General features: G+C 67.3%; 18 protein-coding genes. 5 read left to right on the top strand and 13 right to left on the bottom strand.

Annotation, left to right across the window (positions count from 1 at the left end; genetic code table 11):
• Window positions 1-43 precede the first annotated feature (43 nt).
• Window positions 44-1060, bottom strand: coding sequence for a right-handed parallel beta-helix repeat-containing protein (locus LLH23_14625; GenBank protein MCE5239700.1), 1017 nt, complete (start codon window positions 1058-1060; stop codon window positions 44-46).
• A 116-nt stretch (window positions 1061-1176) separates the two neighbouring features.
• Between LLH23_14625 and LLH23_14620 the strand changes: the two genes are divergently transcribed.
• The 3 genes from LLH23_14620 to cysE are packed head-to-tail and all read left to right on the top strand — an operon-like array spanning window position 1177 to window position 3268.
• Window positions 1177-1617 carry an Rrf2 family transcriptional regulator gene (locus tag LLH23_14620; GenBank protein MCE5239699.1) on the top strand — a complete coding sequence of 147 codons (441 nt, stop codon included), beginning with the start codon at window positions 1177-1179 and terminating at the stop codon, window positions 1615-1617.
• On the top strand, window positions 1614-2543 hold the full coding sequence (gene cysK, locus LLH23_14615; protein MCE5239698.1) for a cysteine synthase A: 930 nt from the start codon (window positions 1614-1616) through the stop codon (window positions 2541-2543). The genes LLH23_14620 and cysK overlap by 4 nt, the downstream gene beginning before the upstream one ends.
• A gap of 17 nt (window positions 2544-2560) precedes the next feature.
• Entirely contained in the window at window positions 2561-3268 is a 708-nt protein-coding gene (cysE, locus tag LLH23_14610; GenBank protein ID MCE5239697.1) for a serine O-acetyltransferase, read from the top strand.
• Between the two features lie 81 nt (window positions 3269-3349).
• On the opposite strand, the gene purN is transcribed toward cysE, so the two are convergent.
• Window positions 3350-4009, bottom strand: a complete 660-nt coding sequence (purN, locus tag LLH23_14605) for a phosphoribosylglycinamide formyltransferase (GenBank protein MCE5239696.1) — start codon at window positions 4007-4009, stop codon at window positions 3350-3352.
• Window positions 4010-4169: 160 nt separating this feature from the next.
• Between purN and LLH23_14600 the strand changes: the two genes are divergently transcribed.
• Window positions 4170-4664 carry a hypothetical protein gene (locus tag LLH23_14600; protein MCE5239695.1) on the top strand — a complete coding sequence of 165 codons (495 nt, stop codon included), beginning with the start codon at window positions 4170-4172 and terminating at the stop codon, window positions 4662-4664.
• Between the two features lie 298 nt (window positions 4665-4962).
• On the opposite strand, the gene LLH23_14595 is transcribed toward LLH23_14600, so the two are convergent.
• Both LLH23_14595 and LLH23_14590 read right to left on the bottom strand, forming a co-directional pair.
• Window positions 4963-9705, bottom strand: a complete 4743-nt coding sequence (locus LLH23_14595; GenBank protein MCE5239694.1) for a M28 family peptidase — start codon at window positions 9703-9705, stop codon at window positions 4963-4965.
• 118 nt (window positions 9706-9823) lie between these two features.
• Window positions 9824-11821: a hypothetical protein gene (locus tag LLH23_14590; GenBank protein MCE5239693.1), complete on the bottom strand. Its 1998-nt coding sequence runs from the start codon at window positions 11819-11821 to the stop codon at window positions 9824-9826.
• Window positions 11822-12003: 182 nt separating this feature from the next.
• Between LLH23_14590 and LLH23_14585 the strand changes: the two genes are divergently transcribed.
• The gene (locus LLH23_14585; GenBank protein ID MCE5239692.1) at window positions 12004-12840 is read left to right on the top strand and encodes a zinc ribbon domain-containing protein; all 837 of its coding nucleotides are present in this window, start codon (window positions 12004-12006) and stop codon (window positions 12838-12840) included.
• A 153-nt stretch (window positions 12841-12993) separates the two neighbouring features.
• On the opposite strand, the gene LLH23_14580 is transcribed toward LLH23_14585, so the two are convergent.
• The 9 genes from LLH23_14580 to LLH23_14540 all read right to left on the bottom strand — a co-directional run bounded on the left by LLH23_14580 (window position 12994) and on the right by LLH23_14540 (window position 22786).
• Complete coding sequence (locus LLH23_14580) at window positions 12994-14154, bottom strand: Gfo/Idh/MocA family oxidoreductase (protein MCE5239691.1); 1161 nt, start codon at window positions 14152-14154, stop codon at window positions 12994-12996.
• 98 nt (window positions 14155-14252) lie between these two features.
• A complete protein-coding gene (locus LLH23_14575; GenBank protein ID MCE5239690.1) occupies window positions 14253-15422 on the bottom strand; it encodes a glycosyltransferase in 1170 nt (389 codons plus the stop codon).
• 50 nt (window positions 15423-15472) lie between these two features.
• Entirely contained in the window at window positions 15473-16276 is an 804-nt protein-coding gene (locus tag LLH23_14570; protein MCE5239689.1) for a hypothetical protein, read from the bottom strand.
• 102 nt (window positions 16277-16378) lie between these two features.
• Complete coding sequence (gene rho, locus LLH23_14565; GenBank protein ID MCE5239688.1) at window positions 16379-17641, bottom strand: transcription termination factor Rho; 1263 nt, start codon at window positions 17639-17641, stop codon at window positions 16379-16381.
• A gap of 54 nt (window positions 17642-17695) precedes the next feature.
• Window positions 17696-18256, bottom strand: a complete 561-nt coding sequence (gene hpt / locus LLH23_14560) for a hypoxanthine phosphoribosyltransferase (protein MCE5239687.1) — start codon at window positions 18254-18256, stop codon at window positions 17696-17698.
• Window positions 18247-19794 (bottom strand): glutamine-hydrolyzing GMP synthase, encoded by a 1548-nt coding sequence (guaA, locus tag LLH23_14555; GenBank protein MCE5239686.1) that lies wholly within the window; start codon window positions 19792-19794, stop codon window positions 18247-18249. Before guaA ends, hpt begins: the two co-directional genes overlap by 10 nt.
• Before the next feature lie 340 nt (window positions 19795-20134).
• Window positions 20135-20755, bottom strand: coding sequence for a phosphatase PAP2 family protein (locus LLH23_14550; GenBank protein ID MCE5239685.1), 621 nt, complete (start codon window positions 20753-20755; stop codon window positions 20135-20137).
• On the bottom strand, window positions 20752-21582 hold the full coding sequence (locus tag LLH23_14545) for a thymidylate synthase (protein ID MCE5239684.1): 831 nt from the start codon (window positions 21580-21582) through the stop codon (window positions 20752-20754). Before LLH23_14545 ends, LLH23_14550 begins: the two co-directional genes overlap by 4 nt.
• 37 nt (window positions 21583-21619) lie before the next feature.
• Window positions 21620-22786 carry a hypothetical protein gene (locus tag LLH23_14540; GenBank protein MCE5239683.1) on the bottom strand — a complete coding sequence of 389 codons (1167 nt, stop codon included), beginning with the start codon at window positions 22784-22786 and terminating at the stop codon, window positions 21620-21622.
• Between the last annotated feature and the right edge of the window lies 1 nt (window position 22787).

The following is a 22787-nucleotide window of genomic DNA, read 5'->3' as shown; positions in this document are numbered from 1 at the left end:
CACGACAACACCTGCGGGTCTGGAGACCCGCGCTCCGACCGGCCTACGTCGTTACCCCATCGAGTACATTCCCCGTCACGGCGCAGTTCGTGGCCTCCCCCAGGTCAATGCCTCCCTGCAGCGGCGAGGCCGTCTTCACATACTCGCCGTCGTAGACGCTCTTGCGGATCACGTTGCCGGTGATCGCGTGGGCGCCGCCCTGCGCGCCGTCCTCGACCTTCACTGCCGCCACCGGGTTGTTGATGAAGGTGTTCCCCGTGATGGCGAAGCCCCGGCACTGCCCCCGTAGCAGGACGCCCGTGTCGGCATGCAGGTAGTTGCCGGCGATGACGATGTCCCGGCAGTGGTCGCGGGGGTTCGTCTCGCCCTTGCCCCGGGCCTCGATGGCGATGGGGAAGCCCTCGATGGTGTTGTTGGCGATGACGTGCTGGGCCGTGCCGTCGAGGATGATCGCCTGGGCGTGGCCGTAGGCCAAGTGGTTGGAGACGATGCGCACCTCGCGGCACTCCCAGCCGAGGAAGATGTGCTCCGCCTGCTCCTGGCCCCCCTCGGCCCGCCGCGTCTGGTTGCCGTGGAAGCTCAGGTGGTGGATGTTGTCCGCGCGCAGGACGCGCCTGCAGTCGCGCATCCAGCAATCGCGCACGGTGACATTGGTGCCCTGCGGCCCCAGCCGCACCGCCGTGCCGCCGTGGCCGAAGAAGAAACAGGCGTCCACGAGGGCGTCGTTGGGGTAATCCACGACCAGCGCATCACCGCCGGCAGGGCTACCTACGAGGGTCAGGTCGCGGACGGTGATCTTCAGGTCCGGCCACCAACTGCCCACCACTCCGGTGAGGTGCAGCAGTTCCTGCCCCTCCCGGTTGTCATTCACCAGCACGGTCGCCCGCCCATCCCCGTACAGGAACAGGTGCTGCCTCTCGGCGAGAGCCCTGTGCAGCGGCTCGGCCACATGGTATTCGCCGGCGGGCACGTAGATCGCACCGCCATCTTCGGGGAGTGCATCGAGGGCGGCCTGGAGGTGCGGGAAGTCTGCGGCATTGATCGGTGTGTGCTTGACCATGGCGAGCGCTTCTCGCTGCGGGTCTCGCAGACCTGCCCGGGCACATAGGCAACATTCCCACTTGACTTGGGCGAGAATATCGTGTAAATCATACCACACAGGTAGGAAATAGGGCCATGATGAGGGTCTCCAAGCGAACACGGTACGGACTACGGGCACTGAGCGCCCTGGCGGCGGCGTACGGCGACGGCCCGCTGAGCCTGCGGGCGATCGCCGGCGAGCAGTACCTGCCGGTCAAGTACCTGGAGCGACTGTTCGTGGCACTCAAGGCCGCGGGGCTCGTCAGAGCCGTGCGCGGCGCGGGCGGGGGGTATGCGCTGGTGCGCCCGCCCCACGAGATCCGCCTGTTGGACGTGTTCGAGGTGCTGGAGGGGCCGCCGGACCCGGTGGAGTGCCTCCAGCCCACCGCCGTCTGTCCGCACGAGGCGGCCTGCGTCACGCGCGACGTGTGGCACGAGGTGTCGCAGGCGGTGAGCCAGGTGCTGGCGGACCACACGCTGGCCGACCTGGTCAGCCAGCAGCATCCGTGTGAGGAGAGAGGAACGTGCCGAACATGAGAATTCTGGACAACATCACCGAGGCCATCGGCAACACGCCACTCATCCGGCTGGGCAAAGTGGGGCAAGGCCTGCCCGGGCAGGTGCTGGGCAAGGCGGAGTTCCTCAACCCGCTGTCCAGTGTGAAGGACCGGATCGGCCTGAGCATGATTGACGCCGCGGAGCGGGACGGGAAGCTGGGTCCGGGCACGACGATCATCGAGCCGACCAGCGGCAACACGGGCATCGCCCTGGCGTTCGTGTGCGCCGCCCGCGGCTACCGGCTGATCCTGACCATGCCCGACACGATGTCGGTGGAGCGGCGGCAGTTGGTGGCGGCGCTCGGGGCCCAGGTCGTATTGACGCCGGGGGCCGAGGGGATGCCGGGGTCCATCGCGAGGGCCAAGTCACTGGCGGAGGAGATCGGCGACGCCTTCATCCCGATGCAGTTCGACAACCCGGCCAACCCGGAGGCACACCGCCGGACCACCGCTGAGGAGATCTGGCGCGACACCGACGGGGAGGCTGACGCCCTTGTAGCAGGGGTGGGCAGCGGCGGCACGTTGACCGGCATCGCGGAGGCGCTCAAGGCGCGCAAGCCCGCCTTCCGGGCCATCGCCGTGGAGCCGTCCGACTCACCCGTGCTATCCGGGGGCAGGCCCGGCCCGCACCGCATCCAGGGGATCGGTGCGGGCTTCGTGCCGGGGGTGCTGCAGACGGAGTTGATAGATGAGATCATCCAGGTGACGGGTGATGACGCCTATGCCATGGCCCGCCGGCTGGCGTGCGAGGAGGGCCTCCTGGTGGGCATCTCCGCCGGGGCGAACGTCCACGCCGCCCTGCAGGTGGCGGCCCGGCCGGAGAGCGAAGGCCAGCTGATCGTCACCATCCTGTGCGACAGCGGGGAGCGGTATCTGAGCACAGACCTGTTCAAGACCAGCACATAGTGAGGGTGGAGGGTCCCATGTTTGCTCGCATCCGAGAGGACATTCGTACCGTATTCGCCAAGGACCCGGCGGCACGCAGCACCCTGGAGGTGCTGCTGTGCTACCCGGGGCTACACGCTATCTGGTACCACCGCGTCGCCAACTGGCTGTGGCGCCACGGGCTCAAGCTGGCCGGACGCCTGGTGTCGCATTGGGGCCGGGGCCGGACGGGGATCGAGATCCACCCCGGCGCCACCATCGGCCGGCGGTTCTTCATAGACCATGGCATGGGCGTCGTGATCGGTGAGACGGCCGAAATCGGCGAAGATGTGCTGATGTACCACCAGGTGACGCTCGGCGGGACATCGCTGGAGAAGAAGAAGCGGCACCCGACCATTCGGAACAACGTGGTCATCGGCGCCGGGGCAAAGCTGCTCGGCGCGTTCGAGGTGGGGGAGCACGCCAAGATCGGGGCGGGATCGGTCGTCATCAAGGAGGTGCCCCCCGGCGCGACCGTCGTGGGGATACCCGGCAAAGTCGTGGACGAGAAGAAGCCGCGGCCGGACGTGGACCTGGAGCACGCCGCCCTGCCCGACCCGGTGGCCGAGGCGATCGGCAATGTCCTGGCTTCGCAGGAGAACCTACAGGAGTGCTTCACTCGCCTGCAGCGGAGCATGTCGGCGATGGCCGACACCGTGGGGGCGGTTCGCAACGGGCAGCCGAAGGACACCGAGGACGGGGAGTAGGGAGCCTTGGAGGGCGGGGGCCTGTACCCCGCCGCTCATCGCCCGACAGGAGTGTCGGGCGTACCGGCGGCGTGCAGGCCCTCAGAACCCCGCTTCCAGCGGCGGGGAGATAATGACTCCGGGCGTCTCGGGTGCGAGCTCAGCATACGGCCCCAGCAGTCGCACGATGCGCCCCTGGACCTGCAGCCGTCCCTGGGCGAACCAGCGGATGGCCTGCGGGTAGATGCGGTGCTCCTGCTCGAGAATGCGCGCGGCGAGTGCCGCCCCGTCGTCGCCATCGCGGACGGGCACGGCCGCCTGGATGACGATGGGGCCGCTGTCAAACTCGGGGTCGGCGAAGTGGACAGTAGCGCCCGCGATCTTCACGCCGTAGGCCACGGCGTCCCACTGCACCTCGACCCCCGGAAACGCCGGCAGCAGCCCGGGGTGGATGTTCATGATCGCCCCGGGGAGAGCCTTGAGCAGCCGCGGGCCGATCTTGCGCATGTAGCCCGCCATGCACACGAGCTGGACGCCGTGCTCGCGGAGGATCTCTACGTGCCGCGCGTCGGCGTCCTCCCAGGCCGGGGTGCCTGTCTTGCCCACCGGAAGGTGAAGGGCGGGAATACCGTGCCGGCGCGCACGCTCTAAGGCATAGGCGTCAGCCTTGTTGCTGAGCACAACCGCCACGGTAGCCGGAACTCGGCCGGCTTCGCAGGCGTCAATGATGGACTGCAGATCGGTACCGCCGCCAGAGGCCATGACGGCGAGGCGCAGGAGATCGGACACAGGCACTCAACTCCCCAGTGAGAACAACCGCCAGACGGTTCGGCGGAGATGGCCGCAAATCCTGCCCGGCGGCAGGGCAGCGGCTCACCTGTGCAGAATAGGCTAGACAACCTAATCGAGGAGCATGATCGGCATGAGACACCGCGGCGGGCGCATCGTGGCAGTTCTGGCAGCGGCGCTGTTCGTGTCCGCCGCCGGCTTCGCCCAGGAGAAGAACCTGGGCGACCTGCTGAAGGCGACGGGACTGAAGTACAGCGCACTGGAAGGACAGGAGGATAGCTGGCGCGTGCCCTTCGACGCCCAGGGGGGCAAGACGCTCGACACCTTCGTCACCTACAACGACGACAAGAAGCAGTTCGCGCTGATCTTCGCCACGGTCGTGGATCGGGCCGACGGCTACACCTTCAACCGCGACGTGCTGGCGGAGTGCATGAAGCTCAACAACGACTACCCCGGGATGAAGTTCGTGCTGGACGAGAAGCACGGGGACATAGACTGCCAGACGGAAGCCTACATGAGCACGATCACGGCGGAGTCGCTGGGGATGTACATCAATCTGGTGGCCAGCATGGCCGACGGGCACATGGCGAAGCTGAATGAGTTGGCCGGCGGGACCGCCCCCGAGTAGTCAATGCCGTACCCCCTTCCTGAAGTCTGGGCCCGTAACCAAACACTCCGGCGGGGGGTGCCGTCGAGACCGCTTGCGGTCTCACGTGTGCGGCGGGCCCCGCCGCCGGCCGTGGGGCCCGCCGCACGCGACGCGGCACCCACGGCCTGTCGCCCTACATGTGCAAGCCTCAGTAGGAGAAGACGAAGCGCCCGGTCCATGGGACCGGGCGCTGTGCTGTCAGAGGGGGGACCGGCCGTCCCGATCACCCAAGCGGGACGGGGCTTGACGCGGCCTCCCCAACCCTCCGTGCCCACCACTACACGGCTTCGCTGTCTACGTCCTCGCCATTCATGATCTTCTCGGCGCGGTCGGCGTAGTCGGTCTTCTCCGAGTGCGACACCGTGCGCCAGATCAGGAACTGCTTGCGGATGCCGGCCAGGAAGAGCGTATTCGTCTTCTTCCACGAGGTGATGTCACCGGCCAGGCGGTCCAGGCGCAGCACGATGGCGTAGATGCCGCCATCTTCGGTCGGCTCGCAGGAGAGCCGGAAGTCCTGGCTCACGCCCAGATCGTACGGCGCCAGCCACATGCGCAGCGCCACGGTGATGCCCTCGCCGCGGGCGTGGTCGGTCGCCATGAGGCGCACGTCCTCGGCGAGGAATTCCCCGCCGGCATAGCCGACGTACTCGTCGAAGAACTCCTTGAGGAACGCCGCCACGCCGAAGGCATCCCGGCCCGTGACCGTGAAGGGCAGGACGATGGTCATCAGGTCGCCCTCCGGCTCGGGCAGCGACCACTTGCGGTCCAGGCCCGGTGAGGCGATCTCGCCCGCCTTCTTGCTGGGATACAGCGTGGACAGGAGCACCACGATGATGACGATGATCGTGACGCTGACTGCCGACATGGAGCTGTAGTTGAGCTCAATGCCGTGCATGCTGCCGGTGGCGTACAGGATCTTGGTGATGACCTGGCCCAGGAGATAGCCCAGGATAGCGCCCAGGTTGGCAAACACCGAGGCCTCCGCCAGGAAGAGCATGGAGACGTGGACCGGCGCCAGACCCAGAGAGCTGTAGATGCCGATCTCGCGCACCCGTTCGTGCACCGAGCCGAGCATCGTGTTGAGCACGATGAGGGCGGCGATCAGAATCGGGATGACGAGCTGCTCCAGGCCGGAGAATGAGGTCACGCCGACCGAGCTGAAGAGGTAGGTCTGCTTCTGGTAGCCGGCATAGAGGCTCAGGGCGAAGCGGTTCATCATGCCCCGCACGCTCGGGAGGACTTGCGCCGGGTCGTGGTAGCGCACCGCGAGGGAGCGGAGCGTGCCGCCCAGCTCCAGCGTGGTGTCGTAGGGCAATATGATGAGCTTCTCGGGTCCGAAGTGCTTGTACTCCTGCAGCAGCGACTCGGCCGTGGTCGTGCCCAACTGCGAGCGTTGCTCCGCCTGCCGCTGCAGCTCCTTGAGGACTTCGGGGCGCAACAGCGCGTAGTTGACCGGCATCATCGGCTCGCCGTCCAGATCGCGCACCTTGCGCATCTGGTCCTCGCTGACCAGGCCAATCACCCGGAAGCGCGTGCCGAAGACCTGCACCTGCGCCGAGCCGAGCTGGTCGGGGCCGATCCCGAGGGCCTCGGCCGCGCCGGTGGGCAGGAGCGCGACGTCCTTGTCGCCGGGCTTGAACCAGCGGCCTGCGACCAGGAAGCGCTTGACGTCCATGACGTCTTCTTCCTGCGGCGACAGGCCCAGGATCGTGCTGACGACGTACTTCTTGGCGGACTCGGCGGCGTTGGTGACGTCAATCATCAGCTCCTTGTCCACCTGCGCGGACGTGTACCAGGAGCGGGTGGCGACGGTGCCCACCTTGGCCAGTTCGTTGGTCAGAATGTCGGCGGTCGGTTCCTCGAGCGACAGCCACGCCCGGTCCCGCAGCATGACGCCCTGGTAGGCCGGAGCCTGCGACATGAGGATCTCGTTGGTGCGCAGAGCCTCGCGGACGGACGTGAAGCTCAGGACCGTGAAGGTGAGCAGAATGAGCGTCGTGGCGGTGAGGCCGGTGCGCAGCTTGCGGCGGCGCATGTTCGCGATGCCCAGGCTGAAGGCCGCGGCCGCGGCCGACAGGCGGCCCACGTCAGCCTCATGCACGCCGCCGCGCGCCTGCTTCATGGCCTTGAGCTGCTCGTTGAACTTCATCGTCACGATGCTGATGACCATCACCGCCAAGGCCATGATGATGAAGGCCAGCAGGATGATCGGTGGATTGGCTGTCAGCGTGAAGGCCGGATGCACCATCGCCAGCATGAAGAACACGACCATGAAAGTCGCCAGCGTGCCGAGGATCATCCCGATGATGGTGCGTGACGAGATCAGCAGGCGCTCGCCGAAGTAGGCGAACGGCAGCAGGATGGCCAGGTAGAACAGGACGCCCTTGACGACGTCAATGGCGGTCTTCTGGACGTCGGGGTAGGCGCGGGATTCATAGCCCCAGGAGTGCCGGGCCGCGGCCAAGCACTTGTCGTAGCGTCGGGCCTGCAACTCCTGCTGGGCCAGCTTGAGTGACTCCAGCGCATCGGCATGGAGCTTCTCCAAGCGGGCGTTGCGGATGCCGCGGGTGCGCAGCTTGGCCATGCGGAACTCATCTATCCGCCACATGTCCTGCCCCACCTGCAGCGGCGTGAAGGCGATGCGAGCCGTCTGGCCGGCAGGGAAGCCCAGGCCGGTCGGCCGCTCGTTGGTGGCGTTGATGAGGATCATGCGCACGCCGAGCAGCCCCATGCCCATCGTGATCTGCAGGTCCACCTCAGGCAGCGAGTAGATGACGGCACAGGGCTCGGTGTAGGAGGGGAACTCGGCGGCCGAAGCGCCCATGGAAGACAGCGAGTAGCCGAAGGAGATGGGCTCCGAGTAGTCCTTGGCGTCGTAGATGAAGACCTTCTGGAGCGTCTGGAAGTAGCGCTCATCCACTAGGTCGAAGATGTCAGTGGGGGTGCAGTGGAAGACGATGACCGGTCGCTTGAGGCCCGAGCGCCCGGAGACGGCGCGCGGGTACTTCTTGTCACCGTCCGGCCCCATGTCCGGGGCATAGGTGATGTCACCGGTGCTGGAGTCCAGGCCATAGGCCTCGAGTTGGCCGCCGCCGCCGGGCTCGCCCCGGAGGAGGAACTCGCTGGTCTCGTTGGCGATCGCCTGCACCTCGGTGTGGACGCCCATCATCATGCGGTAGCTGCCCTGGATCATCACGAGGGCGCCCGGCACGGGCGTGTTGGGCACATAGCTGTCGTGGCGGCGGAACTCCAGGACGGTCCCCAACACGTCCTTGAGGTCGTCCATCTTCTTGAGCGCCTGAATGCGCTTGAGGGCCTTGGTGCCGAGGGTCTCGTCATTGACCAGGGCGCTGAGCACGCAGCCCAGCAGGCGCGTCTGCTTCTTGAGGTTGTCCAGGTCCAGGCTCTGGAAGGTGTCCAGCGGTGTGTCCATCAGCGGCCGGCCGTCGTTGACGGTCGCCAGCACGATGCCCGGCCGCCCGCCCCGGATGATCATCTCGTGGTCGAAGGCGACCTTGCCGGGGAAGAAGGTGTTCCATTCGCGCCCCTTCACCGGGTTGATGCCGTCCACGAACATGCTGGAGAGCTGGTAGCCCAACGCGTCGCTGGCGGCTTCGGCGTAGTCCACCAGTTGCTTGCCCAGCGGCGAGTAGAAGCGGAGGAGGTGGGACTGGTTGTAGTACCAGCCGCACTGGAAGGGGCCGAACTGCGCGCTACGCGTGCTGAGGTCCAGGCCGACGAAGAGTTGGATCTTGTCGAACTGGTCCAGGCGCTGCCAGATGGCGATCTCGTTGTTCTTGCGGGCAATGTCGCGGTCCAGGCGGTTCTGGCGCATGGCCGCCATCTCCGGCGACAGCTCTAGCTGGCCGACGTTGACGACATTCTTGAAGTAGGTCTTCTCCCGCTCGCTGAGCTCGGCGCGCTTCTGGTCCAGGGCCTGCAGGTCGCGCGCCAGGGCCTCCTTGGACCGCTGGAGTTCGGCCAGTTCCTTCTGCAGGGCCTTGAGCTGGTCCTGGCGGTTGCGCGCCTTGCGCGGCTCGCGGCCCCAGAGCGCCTCGAACTCCCGCGCCCCGGCCATGGCCTCGAAGTGCCCGCTGCAGGCCAGGAAGATGACGCTCCGGGCGGGCCGGTTGGCCTTGAGCAGGCGGGCCATCTCTAGCATCATCGCGATGCCCGTGGCGTTCTCGGCGCCCGGCGCCAGCCGTGGCACCATGGAGATCGAGTCGTAGTAGGACTCGATGATGATGGCTTCCTTACTCAGCTCGGGGTCACGGCCGCGCAGGATGCCCAGAATGTTGCGGTTGGCCACGCTCTGCCAGCGGAGGGGCTGCCGGGCGGTGATGGTGCCGGTGGCCCGCCCCTCGGCGACGCGCGCGAGAACATCGGACGCGTCGGCGCCGCGCACATAGAACCGGGGGACGTTGATCGGGGCGCGGACGAACTTCATCTCGGCCTCGGGTCGGGTCATCTCCACCGGCTCGATGAAGACCACGGCCGCGGCGTTCAGCAGAGCGGCGTTCAGCCAGTTCTGCTGGGTGTTGAAGTCCATGAGCACGATGGCGCCGTCGGTGTCCTGACCGTTGAAGTCCGCCAGGGAGCCGTGACCCACATAGATGACGGGCCCGCGGAGGCCCTGGCCCGGCACCTGGCAGGTGCGGGCGTGGTTGGGCCACAGGGCTGACAGGTCATAGCTGCGATCGCCGATGGTCAGCGTGCTGCCCCCGTCCACCGGGCTGGGCAGGTCGAACTCCTGCACCATCGTCTCCAGGCCGAGGCTCTTGAAGCGCTCCAGGATCATGTCCGCAGCCTGCCCGTTGCCCGGGTAGCCCGAGACGCGCGAGCCAAGGGCCTCGAACGCGCGGATGTCGGTGGTGATGCGCCCCTGGTCAATGGCCTCGGCGGTAGCCTCGTAGTTCACGTCCGCCGCCGGGGCCAGCCCCGGGAAGGCCAACACGGCTGTCAGCCCCAGGAGCATGACCAGCAGGATCGCGCGCGACTGTCGGCAGTTGTCCACAACCATCCGGTATCTCTCCTCTGCCGTCGTACAGGCGGCAGTGTAGGCAGGCGGACAGTATCGGCGCCCGCCGCGCCCCTCATTTCGGCCGACTCCCCGGCGATTCCTTCGCCCCCCGGCATCTTTATCCGAAGAACACGACGTAGCGCCGGTACATCTCGTTGATGATGCTCAGCCAACCCCAGATCAGGCCGGACAGGAAGAAGTGGCCGATGATCAGCCCCAGGAAGAATGGTATCCCGCGCCGGTAGGCGCCCATCCCGCCCAGTCGCAGGATCACCGTCTTGGTGATCCACACGAGCAGGAACGGCCCCCATAGCGGCCCTCCATAGGCCGTGACCATGGCGAACCCCAGTGGGTGGAGCGGGAAGCGCAGGAAGTAGGTGCGCAGCAGCACTAGCACACCGACCACCAGGGCCCCGGACACGGCCGCCCACGTGCGCTGGCGGTCCGGCGGGCGGTGGGCTTTGACGAAGCCGGACAGCTCCTCGAACTCGGTGCGGGCCAGCGTGACGCGGTAGCCGCCCTGGGTCGTGCCGCCCTCAAGAATGTTGGCCCCGTGCTGGTAGTAGGCGTACAGGTGGACAAAGGCCGACCCGGCGAAGCCGATGACGATGGCGGCAGTCAGCCACCAGGCCATGGTGCGCTGGCGCAGCCGCGCCTCCTGCACGATCTTCATCGCCTCGGCCTGGTAGGCCATGTTGGACTGGTAGTAGCCGCGCGACACGAACATGAACGTCGAGAAGATCGTGAGGTTGCGGAAGTCCGTGCCGTTGGTGAAGAGCTGCGACCCGCCGATATGGATCATCATCTGCTTGTGCAGGTAGAAGGGGAAGAGCCAGACCATGGCGGCCCCGGCCTCGGCCCGCGCCCGGGCGTATACCAGGGCGAACAGGAGCACCAGGGCGAAGAAGATCAGGGCTGTCCACCACCACATGCCGGCCTTGATGGCGAAGGCCAGCATGAAGGCCAAGCCGCCCAGCGCGCACAGCACCGCCGTGCGCGGCGACATTGGGTCATCCTGCGGCGTCAGCTCGCGCTTGTAGGAGAACGCCTTGGCGAAGGTCTCCTTGAGCTGGAAGCGGCCGACCCAGACCAGGAAGAGCCCGAGAGCCACGTAGGCCCCGAACGATTGCTCGCGGTCGAAGGGGAAGCCCGAGATCTCCAGCCCGGCGCCGGTGGACAGCACGTTGGCGATGCGCAGGGCCAGGTAGAAGACCCACACCGACAGGGTGATCTCCGTGGAGACGAGATAGCCCAGGCCGATGTTCTCGGGCCGCCAGGCGATGGACAGGGGGCGGATGGCCGACAGCGGGCGCTCGGTGAAGAAGCGGCCGATGTCATAGGTCTGGCCCATCGCCGGGATGGCGGGGTTCCAGGCCCGCAGGATGTTGCCGATGTTGAACAGACACGCCAGGGCGAAGCCGATCCACATCAGGGGGTTGCCAAAGAACCCGCCGAGAATGCGCCGCCCTTCCTGGTCCGAGATGTCGAGGACCAACTGCGCGATGGGGAAGGTGAGACGCTCCTTGTCCATCCACTGGCGGCGAAAGAGCGCCATGGTCCCGAGCATGGCCACCCCCCAGGCCGTCAGGAAGAGCGTCCACATGACCAGCGGCACGGCCCACGGGCGCCACGGGATGCGCCCGTTGTCGGCGCCCTCGTACATGTCCTGGATGGCCCTCGGGTCCTGGGGCGTCAGCCAGGTCGGCATGTACTTCTGCAGGCCGGCGAAGTCGTTCTCGGGTGTCTGGAAGTAGTAGACCGCGGTGATGTTCGGGAAGAGCAGGCGGGACACGCCCACCGAGTTCATCGTCACGCCGATGCAGAGGAAGGCGTAGACATAGAGCACCTGGCTCTGAGGCAGCCGGAGGTGGCGGCTGACGCGGCGCAGGCCCAGGCCGATCAGCGTGAGCAGCAGCAGGGCCCCCACCGCCGGGATGACGGGGACAGCCTCACCCAGTTGCACACCCTGGGAGATGATCCCGGCTTGCAGCATCCAGAACAGCGAGGCCGCCAGCAAGACGAGTGAGATGACGACGGTCCAGGGAGAGAGACCTTCCAGCGGGGGCGTCACATCTTCGGGACCTGGGTCGGTAGTTCGTGCTTCTGCGATGGCCAATGAACGATCTCCTCCGGGGTCGGCGAGGGTGGGCTGTTCGCGATCACTGCAGCGGAGTCCTTCCTGGTCATGACATTTTCTCTACGCGGTCCCAACGAAGCATAGAGAAGCCGATGGTTCCAGGGCGGCGGCAAATCTGCTATAATCCCGCCCATTGCCAGGAAGTGCTCCAAGGAGGCCCCATGGCGGTTAGCTCCTGCCCCAAGTGTGGCGCCAAGGTCGCCCCAACCGATGCCGTATGCATGGACTGCGGCCAGGATCTCATCGCGGCCCGCGAGGACATCGTGCAGCAGGCCATGAAGGAAGCGCGGAACGGACCGGCCGGCCCGGCCAGTCCCGCTGCTGCCGTCGCCAACCCCGCCGCGGCCGGGATCGTCCTGCCCGGCGAGAACGCGGACGAGAAGCGTCTGCGGGTCTTTGACAAGCAGGAAGCGGACCTGCTGCGCAAGCAGCGGCCGGCGATGATCGTCATCGTTGTGTTCGCGGTCATCGGCATGTTCGCTATGCTTGCCGCCGCCTCCAGCTACCTCAAGCAGGGCGGCGGCTGGGAGAAGGTCAAGGAGTTGGACGTGGCGGCCTTCAAGGCCGTCGGCATCAACCCCTTTGAGGACCCCCGTATCGTCTTCGTGATGCTCTCGGGTGTGGCCTTGGCCTGTCTGCTGTGTGTCATCGGCGAGACGCGCCGCCTGTGGGGCATGTGCGTCGCCATCTCGGCCGTGAACCGCGGCGAGACCCCCAATGTTGTGCATATCTCAGTGTTCACGCAGATCGGCCTGATCATCGGCTCGTTCTTTGCGCCGCCGGCGGGCCTGATCCTGGGGGTCATGTTCAAGCTCTCTAAGGACGAAGACACGCGCGCCATCGGCTCGCTGATGATCTACGCCGCCCTGCTGTCCGGCGCGATCCTGGTCGTGAATGCGATCTGGTCGGCGGCCGCGGCGCACATGCCGACGAAGGCCGCGCCCGAGACCAAGGGTGGGGGAGGGGAGGGGGCGTCGCTCTGGCGGATGCTCGCCTGAGGCACGGCCCGAAGAGGAATCGAGCGGGGACAGGCCATGTGGCCTGTCCCCGTTGTGTCTCCGGTGGGGGGAGGAGGTCGGCTGTTGTGACGGGGGCTTCCGCCCATGCCTAGCGTGAGCCGCGCCTCCGGCGCTCCCACGTTCCCGCCGTGCTCAGTCGTCCTCCAGCCCCGCGAACTTCGTGAAATCAGCTTGCTCGACGACCTCTGTGCTCCGTCCCCATGACACGCTCATCTCCGACAGGAGCTTCCGCTCGTCGGCGGCCTGATCCAGCAGGCTGCGGGCGTCGCCCAACTCGTCCCAACTGACGCGCGGGATGCTGCCCGACGACAGGTATGCGGCGTTGATCGTCAGCGTCGGCTTGACCGACTCGCTGGCCGGCGCGAGCAGTTCCTTCGCCTCGCCCCGGATGCACTGCATCAGGTTGGAGTGGATGGCGTTGCGGTCCGTGGGCATGTCGAACACGATCTCGTCCTTGCCCTCGATCTGCACGACCGCCTTGCTGGTGTCCCAACTGGCGCGGCCCTTGGTGCCGATGATGTCCAGGGTGGTGCGATGGTCGGCGTCGCAGCAGGTGGTGGCGTAGAAGTGCAGCGTGGCCTCGCCCAGGTCCGCCCGGATGCACGCGGTGTCCTCGCACTCGATGTCGTGGACCCGGTACATCTCGGCCTGCAGGCGCTGCGGGATGGCGCGGGCGCGCTCGCGGGTGCCCATCTGTAGCGACGAGTTGAGGAGGTGCACGGCCTGGTTCATCAGCACGCCGTCCCAGCAGGGCAGGTTGTCGTAGTAGCGCTTGCCGGCCCAGTCGGCCCGCAGGTAGTACTCATCGGTGCGCTTCCACTCCATCACGCCGATGATCTCACGCAGCTCGCCCAGGTCGCCGTTGCAGATAAGGTCCTTGAGCGCCAGGGAGTGTTCGTAGCCGGCATACTGGAAGTCCACGCCGACGAAGAGCTTCTTCTGCCGCGCCTTCTCCACGAGGGCCATGCCGTCGGAGGCCAGGATGGGAAAGGGCTTCTCGCACAGCACATGCAGCCCGCGCTCGAGGCACGCGTCGGTGTACGGGGCGTGATAGGGGTGCGGGGTCGCGATGACGACCGCCTCGACGTCCACGGCGTCGAGCATCTCGATGGTGTCGCCGTACACGGGCACGCCCTGCTCCTGGAGGGCCGCCATGGCCTCCTGCACGCGCTCGCGGTCTTGCCAGCGGTCTGCCGCCGCCACAAACTCGACCTCACCGGCGTCATGCAGAATGCCGCGATGATAGCCGCCGATGCCTGAGATACCAACCAGTGCCGTCCTTACAGGCTCCAAGAGAGCCACCTCCACAAACATGAATGAGGCGCCTCGGTGACGAGGCGCCCGGGATGGTTCGCCATACGTGGCCACTGGTCCTCCAGCGGCATTGGCGCTCAGGTAGCGTGGGCGCGGTGCAGTTCCGTCGCCCGTTCGTAGACCTCCAGCACCCTCCGCACTACTGTCATACGGTCGTAGCGGGTGGCCCAGTCCCGGGCCCGTTCGCTCATCTGCCGCAGACCGTCCGGATCGCTGAGCACTTCCCGAGCTACGCGGGCCAGGCCCTGGCCCTGCTCATCGGGGGGCACCAGACGGCCGTTGACGCCATCCTCCACCATGTCGTTGCCGCCCGGGGCGTCCATGGCGATCACGGGCGTGGCGGCGGCCATGGCCTCGGCGAATGACAGCGGCTGCACCTCGAACATGCTGGGCGTGATGAACAGATCGAGCGCGGCGTCGTACTGCGGCACCCGTTCGTGCTCGATGCGGCCGGCGAACATGATGCGGTCCCCGCCTGGGATGGCGCGGGCGCGCTCCTCGAGCGCCGGACGCGACGGCCCGTCGCCGACGAGCAGCAGCCGGACCTGGGGCATCTGCGGCAGGATGATCTCGGCGGCATCCAGCAGGGCCGAGAGGTTCTTTTCCGGCGCCAGGCGCCCCACATAGCCCAGGAGGAAGTCATCCGGCCCGCAGCCGTACTGCTTGCGGATGGGCGCCCCGTCGGCATGCCAGAGCGCGGAGAGGTCGGTCGGGTTGTAGATGACCTCGATGGGGCGCTTGACACCCAGGTCACGCAGGCGGCCGCGCGAACTCTCGGCGGGGGTCGTCACCAGGTCGCACCGGTTGCAGTAGCTCCGCACCCGGACGCGTAGGTACTGGTCCACCATCTCGTCGGGCAAAGGCACGAGCTTGCTGTAGATCTCGTACTGGGTGTGGATGGTGGTGACCAGCGGCAGGCCCATCCAGCGGGCATACCACTGCCCCCACACGCCCACCCACATCGGGTGGTGCGTGTGGACGAGATCGAAGCTGTGCTTCATCAGGGCGCGGGTGACGCGGGGGGCGACAGGGAGGGCCAGGTGGTAATCCGCCTCGACGGGGGCCGGGAGCGCCGGGAAGCGCGAAATGCCCTTCTCGTCCCGGGCGGTGTCGAACCCCGCCGGGGCCGGAGCGAAGACGTGCACGGCATGGCCCAACTGCTGCAGACCCGTACGGAGGTTGGCGATCGAGATAGCCACCCCGTTGACGGTCGGCCAGTAGGTGTTCGTGAAGATGGCAATACGCATAACAAGCCTTCCCCGACCCCCGGTCGGGGCGCAAGCGACAGGGAGGAAGCCTACTTGGCGCCCCGCTCCTGCAACAGGACAGTGAGCCGTGCGGAGCCCACGAAGTCCGCCAGGGCCTGGTCAGCCGCCTCCGCCGTCGGCGCGTACAGCGGCGCCAGCTTGGCGACAAGCTGCGATTTCTTGGCGGCATAATCGGCGGCCGACAGCTTCCGCGCTTCGTCGAAGACCTTCATGATGTCGGCGGCCGTCAGCTTCACTTCGGGATCGGCCAGCTGATCGGCGTTGGCCTTGGCCTCCTCGGCATACGTGCCGGGGGAAAGCTGGCGGACCCAGTCGAGCAGGTCCTCAGCCTGGGAGCGCGCTTCGTCGGCGCCGGTGATGATCGCGACCTGGTCGGCGGTGAGCACCTTGCGCAACTCGGGGACCGCGGCCAGCGCCGCTTGCCCCTTGTTCTCCTCGGCTTCATCCATCTTGTCCTGGGCCGCGCGCAACTGCTTCTCCAGGTCGGCGGGGACATCCTGGTCCTGTAGCATCAGCGACCGCTTCTCGCGCAGCAGGGGCACGAGCTGGGCCAGCGCGGCCTGACGCGGCGGCTCGGCCTTCGCGCGCGCCTGCTGGGCCTGCACGGCCACTGCGTACAGCGGGTTGAGCTGGGCCGGCTGCAGGTCCAGACGGTTCAGCGTGTAGAGCAGGCTGATGTCCTCGGCGAGGTTGTTGGCGGTCTGCTCGGCCTCGGACAGGGCCGGGGCGGCCGTGCCGGTGGGCGCGGCCGGCTGGCAGGCGCCCAGCAGCGGCAGGGCCGCCAGCAGGATAATGAGCGAGCCGCGCAGCGGGATCGGACGCAGGTTCGGCATGATGTTCCTCCACTGGGACTGCGATGTTCAGTGTGATTAGAGTCCCGACACCACATCGTGTTTCGCCCGGGGCTCGGAGGGAGCGGCGCCGCCGCGGCGACGCTAGCGGCTGAACGTCTCGACAGCCATGGCCAGGAACTCCTGGTTGCTGCGGGTCTTGCGCAGGCCCGACAGGAGCAGCTCGGTGGCCTCGACGGTGTCGAGCGCATGCAGGGCGCGGCGCAACTGCCAGACGCTCTGCATCTCCTCATCGTTGAAAAGCAGTTCCTGGTGGCGGGTGCTGGAGCGCTGGATGTCAATGGCCGGGAAGATTCCGCGGTCCGCCAGCTCGCGCGACAGCACGAGGTCCATGTTGCCGGTCGCCTTGAACTCCTCAAAGATCATGTCATCCATGCGGCTGCCGGTCTCGACGAGGATGGTGGCCAGGATGGTGAGGCTGCCGCCATGCTCGATGTTGCGGGCGGCGCCGAGGAAGCGCTTGGGCCGGTAGAGGGCCGTCGGGTCGAGACCGCCCGACAGCGTGCGGCCGCTGGGGTCCACGGTCAGGTTGCTGGCGCGGGCCAGGCGGGTGATGCTGTCCATCAGCACGACGACATCCTCGCCCTGCTCCACCAGGCGCTTGGCGCGGGCCAGGACGGCGTCGGCCACGCGCATGTGGTTCTCGGGCATCTCGTCGAACGTCGAGGCGATGACTTCGCCATCCACCGAGCGCGCGATGTCGGTGACCTCTTCAGGGCGCTCGTCAATGAGCAGCACCATGAGGATCATGTCGGTGTAGTTGCGGGTGAGGGCGTTGGCGATCTGCTTGATGATGGTCGTCTTGCCGGCCTTGGGCGGAGCCACGATGAGCCCGCGCTGCCCGCGCCCGACCGGGGTGACGATGTCCAGGAACCGTCCAGCGAAGCCGTCGGGGCCTTCGGTCTCCATGTACAGGCGCTCATTGGGGTAGATCGGGGTGAGCTCCTCGAAGTGAGGGCGATGCCGCATCTCCTCGGGGGCCGCACCGTTGATCGTCTGCACCCGCAGGAGCGACCAGTACCGCTCGGTGTCCTTGGGCGGGCGGATGGGGCCGCTGACCAGGTCGCCGGTACGCAGGCCGAAGCGCTTGATCTGCGTGTCGGCCACGTAGACGTCCTTCTGCGGATCGGGCTTGTAGCCGTCCACGCGCAGGTAGCCGCGACCGTCGGGCATGGTCTCGAGGATGCCGTAGCCGTACTTGTGGCCGCTTTGCTCGCTCTGTTCCGAGAGAATGCGCATGCACAGGTCCTGCTTGCGCATGCCCTTGACCCCCTCCATCTTCATCTCGGCGGCGACATCGCGCAGTTGCTCCACGGTCATCCGCTGCAGTTCGGCCAGCTCTAGCATCTGAAGGCACCTCTAAGCTTCTTGTTCGTCGGGGACCGGCCCCGCTTCTTTACCCTACCGGTAGGCTTCCGGCTTCACGACCGCCACGTGGGGCAGCCAGCGATAGCGCTCCGCGTAGTCCAGGCCGTAGCCCACAACGAATTCGTCCGGAATCTCAAAGCCGACATAGTCCGGCTGCATGTCCACCTCGCGTCGCGAGGGCTTGCTCAGCAGACAGCAGACCTTCAGCGACGCCGGCTGTCGCTCCCGGAGCAAGTCACACAGTCGTGACAGCGTCAGGCCGGTATCCACGATGTCCTCGACCAGCAGGACATGTCGGCCCGCCAGCTCCTTCGACAGGTCCAGGCGCAGGTGCACTTCACCGCTGGACTCCGAGGAGTGGCCGTAGCTGGAGCAGCAGACGAGGTCTATCTCCAGCGGGAAGCACAGCCGCCGCATCAGATCGGACAGAAAGACGATCGAGCCTTTCAGGACGCCGATGAGCAGCGGGTGCTTGTCGCGGTATTCGGCGGCCAGTTCGGCCGCCATCTCCGCAACGCGGGCCTGGATCTGCTCCTCGGTCAGCAACACCGAGGCGAGGTCATGCTCCCAGTCAGCAGCGGGCGCTATTCCCATTCGATGGTTCCGGGGGGTTTCGTCGTGATGTCGTACAGGACGCGATTGACGCCCTTGAGTTCGTTGACGATGCGGGTGGCGATCTTGGCGAGCAGCTCCGGCGGCAGCTTCGTCCAGTCGGCCGTCATGTAGTCCTCGGTCGTGACGGCGCGCAGGACGATGGGGTGGGCGTAGGTGCGGCCGTCGCCCATGACACCGACGCTGCGCGTGTCCAGCAGCACGGCGAAGTACTGGCTGATCTGGTCGGCCCAGCCGGCCAGGCCGATCTCCTCGCGCATGATGGCGTCCGCCTCGCGCACCAGCGCGATGCGGTCGCGGGAGAGGGGGCCGACGACGCGCACCGCCAGGCCGGGGCCGGGGAAGGGCTGGCGCTGGACGATCTCTTCGGGCAGCCCCAACTCGCGCCCCAGACGCCGCACTTCGTCCTTGAACAGCCGCCGCAGCGGCTCGACATTGGTGTACTTCATATCGGCGGGCAAGCCGCCGACATTATGGTGTGTCTTGATGGTAGCCGTGGCGCCCCCGCCGCTCTCGATCACATCGGGGTACAGCGTGCCGTGGACGATGAACTCGAAAACCCCCAGCTTGCCGCTCTCTTCCTCGAAGACGCGGATGAACGTCTCACCGATGATCTTGCGCTTCTGCTCGGGGTCGCTGACGCCCTCCAGCTTGTCCAGGAAGGTGTCCGTGGCGTCCACAAAGACGAACCGGTCGCCGAGCATGGGCCAGAAGACGGCCTGTACCTGCTCGGCCTCGTGCTTGCGCAGCAGGCCGTGGTCAATGAACATGCAGGTGAGCTGCTCGGGCACGGCGCGGTTGAGCAGTGCGGCAGCCACCGACGAGTCTACCCCGCCGGAGAGCGCGCAAAGCACCCGCTTGTCGCCGATCTGGGCCCGGAGCGCCTGCACGGTCTCCTCGATGAACGATCCGGGCTTCCAGTCGCCCCGGCAGCCGCACACGTTGTACAGGAAGTTGCGCAGGACAGTGCTACCGCAGGGCGTGTGGTGCACCTCGGGGTGGAACTGGACGCCATAGAGCTTGCGGTCGGCGTGGCCCATGGCGGCGATGGGCGCGTTGGGGCTGCTGGCCAAGACCTCGAACCCCGGCGGCGCGACCGTCACGCGGTCCCCGTGGCTCATCCAAACCTGGGTGGGGCTGGCGATGCCCTGGAGCAGCTCGCCCTCAGCGACGACGTCCAGTTCGGAATGGCCGTACTCGCGCTCGGCGCCGGGGGTGACTTCGCCGCCGCACAGGTGGGCCATGAGTTGCTCGCCGTAGCAGATCCCCAGGATGGGGATGCCGGCCTCGAACAGCTCCGGGTCCACGGTCGGCGCGCCCTCTTCGTAGACGCTGGAGGGCCCGCCGGACAGGATGATGCCGGCCGGGCGCCGCTCCAGCAGCGCGGCGACGGGCGTGTCGAACGGGAGAATCTCGGAGTAGCAGTCCTGCTCACGCACCTTGCGGGCGATGAGCTGGACGTATTGAGCGCCGAAATCCAGAACGATGATGGTGTCGTGGGTGGACGAGCTAGCTGCCATGTCCCATTCCTGTGGTGAGCGTGGAGGCAGTCGTGACCGACAAGCCGCGACCGGGTGAACGGACGCAGCAGGAGCGAACAATGCACTGGGGGTAAGGCGGAGTCATGCCAGGGGCCGTGCCGATAAGACACTGTTGCAGGCGTTCAGTCGCCTGATGAAGTCGCGCGCAGTCAACGAGAAATGTACCCGGGGATCGGGCGAGGCGGCCTCATCACGTCTGTGGCCGCGGGGTGTCAAGGTTGAGTATAACAACAGCACCAGGGCCTGTCAACGGCCCTGGAAGGCCGAGTCGCCCCATTTTCTTGCGGTCTCGGCCGAGCACCCTCGCCGCGGCCGCCAGTCAGAACTCCGTGCGCCACAGAACCGTGGATCGAGGCGAGGCCCATGGGCCGGCCCCACGCGGGGGGGAGGACGGCCCCCGGAACGCGACCGCCGCCTCCCCCGATTGCGCCGTCTCGGCGGGCAGAGGATCGCCGCGGCCGATCATGCGCCACTGGCCACTACCGCACATGTGCCCGACGAACGCTCCCAGCGCGGCTCCGGCGATCACCTGCGCCCACGTGTGCTCCTCCAGGTCTACTCGCGCCCACCCCGCCGTTGCCGCCAGTGGCAGCGCGAACCATGTCGCCTTCGGCTCGCGCTCCAGCAGTGCCACCGCTGTGGCGAAGGCCGCCGACGTGTGGTAGCTGGGAAAGCCATCGTCCCCGCCACGGGGTCGGGGCGACTTGATCGCCCACTTCAGGCCGTAGGTGGCGGCGGTGTCAATGAGCAGCGCGTCCATCATCCGCCGCCCCGTCTCGCGCTGCTGTGCGCCGTCGTCCAGGTAGCGAACCGCGGGCATGGCCGCCGTCGCCGCCTCCAGCCCGCGGCTGATGGCCTTCGTGAGGTGGCTCTCGTCGCTCTGAGCGTGGGCTGCGGAGGCCCCCAGCAGCACGAGCAGGCAGAGGCGCAGGAGCCTCATGCGCTGCCCTCAGTGCGTTCCTTCGCCAGCGAGGCGGCGATCTTCTCCCGGGCCTCGTCAATCAAGATCTGCACGTCTTCGGTGCGGTAGGTGCGCTGGTCGAACGAGCGGACCTCGACGGTCTGCAGGAAGCCCTTGAACTCATCGAAGTACGAGCCGTAGATGTGGAAGCTGTCCACCACATGGTTGTACTGCCCGACCTTGATCTTCCGGCCGAGGCTCTCGCTGAGCCGCTCGGCCACATGCCGCTGCAGGTCGGTGAAGGCGTACATGTTCATGAACGAGGCCTTGTAGGCGTCATTCGAGCGCATGTGGGCGGCCAGCAGCAGGCGGTCGTCGAAGATGCGGAACCACAGGCGCTGCAGGCACGCGGGGTGCTCGCAGTCGGGGTCCGTCCAGGGTTTCCAGAGCACGCACTGGGCCCGGCGCGTATGCGGGGCGGCGGTCAGAGCGCTGACCACGTAGTCCACCTGGTTGATGGGCGCCTCCAGGCCGGGCACGGTGTATGTAGCGATGCGCTCGTGATAGGAGTACTGCCACTTGCCCTCTTCGGGGGCAATCCAGTGGTCGTGGATGCCGTCCACGACCTCCTGGCGGTAGACTTCGAGGTCCTGGAAGCCGCCGGGCATGGCGCGGTGGATGCGCGGCTCGGCGAAGGGGTCGGCGACGGCCAGGAAGAGCGAGACATCGCGGCTGGGCGGATCGCCCGGTTTGTCATACTGGGTGGCGATGGTCGCGCCACGCTCCCAGCACTCCAGTACGGCTCGCTCCCAACCCTCGGGGAGCGTCTCGGCGACGATGTGGACGACAGGCAAGCTCAGGTCCATGTTCTGCTCCTATGTGGTGGTTCGGGTGGTGTCAGCGTCACTGCGCGGCGGGGAGTTCCGCCTGCAGGGCACGCAGTTGGTTGCACAACGGATGCGCAGGCCAGCGCCGCAGGCCCACATCGCACGCGGCCCGCGCCCGGGCGACATCCCCTACCGCCTGATACGCTTTGGCCAGGAAAAGGACCTCCCGCAGGCTCTGGGGATACTCCCGCCAGGACTCCTGGCAAGGCAGGTAGCGCCGGGCCTCGTCTGGTCGGTCAAGCTGGGCCAGCACGTACGCCCGCGCCGGAGAGGCGAAGCCGCCGTCCCAGTCGGCCCAGGCCTCTGCCAGGACACGGTCCGCGCGGGCGAAGTCGCCGTGGAGCGCCAGGATGGCCCCGAACGTCGCCTCGGCGCGCATCTGGCGGCCATTGTTCACGATCGGCGTCGAGCAGTGCTGAGCCACGGCCGCCGCCGCCCGGAGGGTCGCTTCCAGGTCGTCGGGCAGCAACGCACAACCGAGTCGCGCCTCTTCCACGGCCTCCGGCCAGCTCCCCTGGTAGGCCCGCAGCCAGGCCCGCTCGTGGTGGGTATACGAGAGCTGCAGGTTCGTCGCGGCCCAGCGCCGGGCCAGGTCGTTCTCGGCGAGTGCGTCGTCGAGGCGATTCAGCTCGCCCAGTCGCCGGCTCAGGCTCAGATGCCAGCGTGACTCGCGCGGCGCCAGCCGGACCGCCTCGCGCAGCTCCGCGAGGGCCTCCTCGGTGCGCCCGGTGTCCCACAGGCCCTCACCGAGCATCGCGTGGGCGCGGGCGTAGGTCGGGTTCAACTGCAGCGACCGGCGCAGGCAGTCGAGGCCCTGCTCAGTCTCCGGCCCGCAGAAGCAGTTGCACAGACCGATGACGAGCCACACTTTGGACGAGGCGCCCAGACGAGCCGCATGGTTCGCCGTGTCGGCGATGTCCATCGTCGTGAAGTCGAGTTCGGGGGCGACCTCGAATAGGACGAGGGACATGAGCGCCCAGGCATCGGCGCTGCGCGGGGCGAGGCGGACAGCCTGCCGCGCCGTCTGGAGCGCCGCCAGCGACCTCTCCAGGCTGAGTTGGGCCTCCGCCCGCTGCCAGAGCACGGCAACTCGGCCGCCGGCGGTCGGTGCGGCCGGGCCGGCGGAGCAGACGACGAGCAGCACGCAGAGCAGGCTGCCGGCATGGAGATAATGGCGTGCCACG

The organism is bacterium, from assembly GCA_021372615.1.
Classification (GTDB): domain Bacteria; phylum Armatimonadota; class Zipacnadia; order Zipacnadales; family UBA11051; genus JAJFUB01.
This window is presented reverse-complemented; position numbering and strand designations above follow the sequence as displayed.